Here is a 2,379-nt window from a genome sequence, read left to right as displayed (position 1 = left end):
AGCGAATGGCTGGCGAGAATCATCTATTCCTTTTCGACTGTCAATCAAGGTCTGACCTTCGATATGACCAAGCCGGCCACGGTCCGCCGCTACGTCGAGAAATTCGCCATCAACGGCCTGCGCTGACGCGGCCACGAATACCGCATGCCCATCACATAGCCGTGCGGCTGTCGCGACCCATCGCCGCGGGCTCGGTCGCGAACTCTCGCACCATCGCCTGGATCGTGTATGACGCGGCGAGCCGTCCATCTCGGGCGAACACCCGGCCGTCGCCCTGCACAAGCCCGCGTCCCGACCAGATGGCGTGGTTGGTGTACAGCAGCCAGTCCGTGACATCGACGTCGTCGTGAAACGCGATGGTGGCCTTCATGATTCCGGTCGACAAGGTGGCATGCGCGCGCGCCTCACCCAAGCCCGGATGCGGCAACATGCCTGCGGCGATGGTCCAATGCGTCGTCGACTGGGCCAGCAACGCGGCGTTCAGGTGGGCATTCGGCGGCGCATCCCGGAATCGCACCCACGCGTTGATGATCGGCGGGCCTACCCGATCGGGATCCGGATCGTAAGCTCCATCGACCACCCGAATCTCGCGTCCGGTCATCCCGAAGCCCTGGAACGACACCGCCGATTCGGGTCCCGGAACCTGCGGCATCGGCTCGGAGTCGCGCATGACGTCTTCGGCCCCGGAGTCCGCAAGCACGATGCCTGCACTGCGCAACACGCCCAGCTGGCTGATGCGGATTTCGGCCGACGAGAACGACCTCCCTCGGCGAAGCATGTCGACGGAAAGGTCGACGGGCGCGTCGAACGAGGCCGCTTTGATGAAGATCATCGATACCGACGTGACTCGTTGCCCGGGAAGCGCTTTCGATGCGGCGACGATCGCCTCACCGAGCAGCTGACCGCCCTCGACCACATTTCGACGCGTCGGCCCATGAGCTGGTCCGATGAACCCGCTTTCGGACACCTGCTGAACATCGATGATTCTGCACAGCTCGTCGGCGTCTCCCCACAGCGGGAATCGCACAGGGACCTTCGAGCCGTCTGGCCAGTCTTCGACGATGACCACACGCAGCGCGTCGTCGTAGAAACTGACGTGGCCCGCGATCGCCGAGACCTCAGGCAACGGAGTGGGGTAGGCCCACACGACGTTCTCGACACCGGAATCCGCCCCGTCAAGGCTCCAGTAACTTGCCCGGCCCTTGAACGGGCAGACGGTGCTGTGGTCCGACGGGCGGAGCAGCTCCCACCGCACGTCGGATTCGGGAAAGTACAAGCGGTCCTCGTGGTCGGTCTCGGTCACCACGAGACACCGGTCGCTCTGGGCAACGAGCACATCACCGAACCACACCTGGCCTCGGTATGGACACGGGGTCGCCTCGATCCGGTAATCGGGGTAATCGGGCCACGCCGACTCGACTTGCGTTGACATCACTACCCTCTCGTCGCCGGCCTCATCCCGTCACCGTGCGCCGCGGCGACGACGCTGGACGAATTACCAGCTGCTCGAGGCCGACGGCGGGAAAGTTCAATGCGCTGGCGAATGTTCCCGCCAGCATGTCGGCGACGTCGTCGGGCGACATCAATGTCTCCTGCAAGAGGCCGCGCGCCACCCAATCCTCTACGACCACGCCCAGCAATTCGGGGTCGAACGCCGCGGTGAACTCCGTCGGAACGGTGCCGCCCACGGTCACACAGCAGTAGCGAAAGCGGGGATGCTCAGTGCGCCAGGCATTCAGGCTTTCTGACAGCGCGGCTTTGCTGGACGAATAGGCGCCCAGCGCGGTCCGCGGCTGGCCGACGGTTTCGGAGGAGAGGGCGCCGACGATCGCGGCGGGCGCGAGCACCGGCAGGCAGCACTTGATGACCTGATGCACACCGACGACGTTGGTCTGCATCACCTCCATCCAATCGTCGACAGAGGTGTCGGCGAACATTCTCAACGGCGCGTACCCCACCGAGATGAACAGCAGGTCGATTTCGCCAAGGCTCTCGCGGGCCATATCGGCGAGCCGCGCGCAGTCGTCAGCGTTACGCACATCCGCGCTGATGGCCGCGCCGCAGCCGGCGGCGGCGGCGACCTCGTCGAGACGGTCTCGGCGGCGCGCCGCGATGAGCAGGTCGGCGCCCTCCTTGCCGGCACGGACGGCGAATGCCCGCCCGATCCCGGCCGATGCGCCCACCACCACCACCCGCTTGCCGGCCAATGTCCGTTCGCCCATGCGCTGACCACCGATCGAGAATCCACGTGTCGAAAGCCATCCGACGTTGGAGAACAATAGTACATCTATTGTTCAGTTGAGCGGCGCTGGCCCGTTCTTCAGCGAAGCCCGTTGATCGCGAATGTTTCCACGTAGCGCCGGACAGTATCCGGCTTGG

2 protein-coding genes are annotated in these 2,379 nt (G+C 64.9%); both read right to left on the bottom strand.

From position 1 onward, the window contains the following. Window positions 1-151: 151 nt before the first annotated feature. Window positions 152-1,432, bottom strand: coding sequence for a DUF427 domain-containing protein (locus tag A5702_RS11715; protein WP_055405070.1), 1,281 nt, complete (start codon window positions 1,430-1,432; stop codon window positions 152-154). A gap of 22 nt (window positions 1,433-1,454) precedes the next feature. After that, window positions 1,455-2,279, bottom strand: coding sequence for an SDR family oxidoreductase (locus A5702_RS11710; RefSeq protein ID WP_231965045.1), 825 nt, complete (start codon window positions 2,277-2,279; stop codon window positions 1,455-1,457). Window positions 2,280-2,379: the final 100 nt, after the last annotated feature.

This window comes from Mycobacterium sp. E3339, assembly GCF_001666915.1.
Lineage (GTDB): Bacteria > Actinomycetota > Actinomycetes > Mycobacteriales > Mycobacteriaceae > Mycobacterium.
Note: the sequence above shows the minus strand (reverse complement) of the source record. Positions and strands in the feature narration are given on the sequence as shown.

Bases quoted from the DNA above. Each gene is read 5' to 3' on its own strand.
- A5702_RS11715 (WP_055405070.1), bottom strand. From the start codon at position 1,432: ATGTCAACGCAAGTCGAGTCGGCGTGGCCCGATTACCCCGATTACCGG.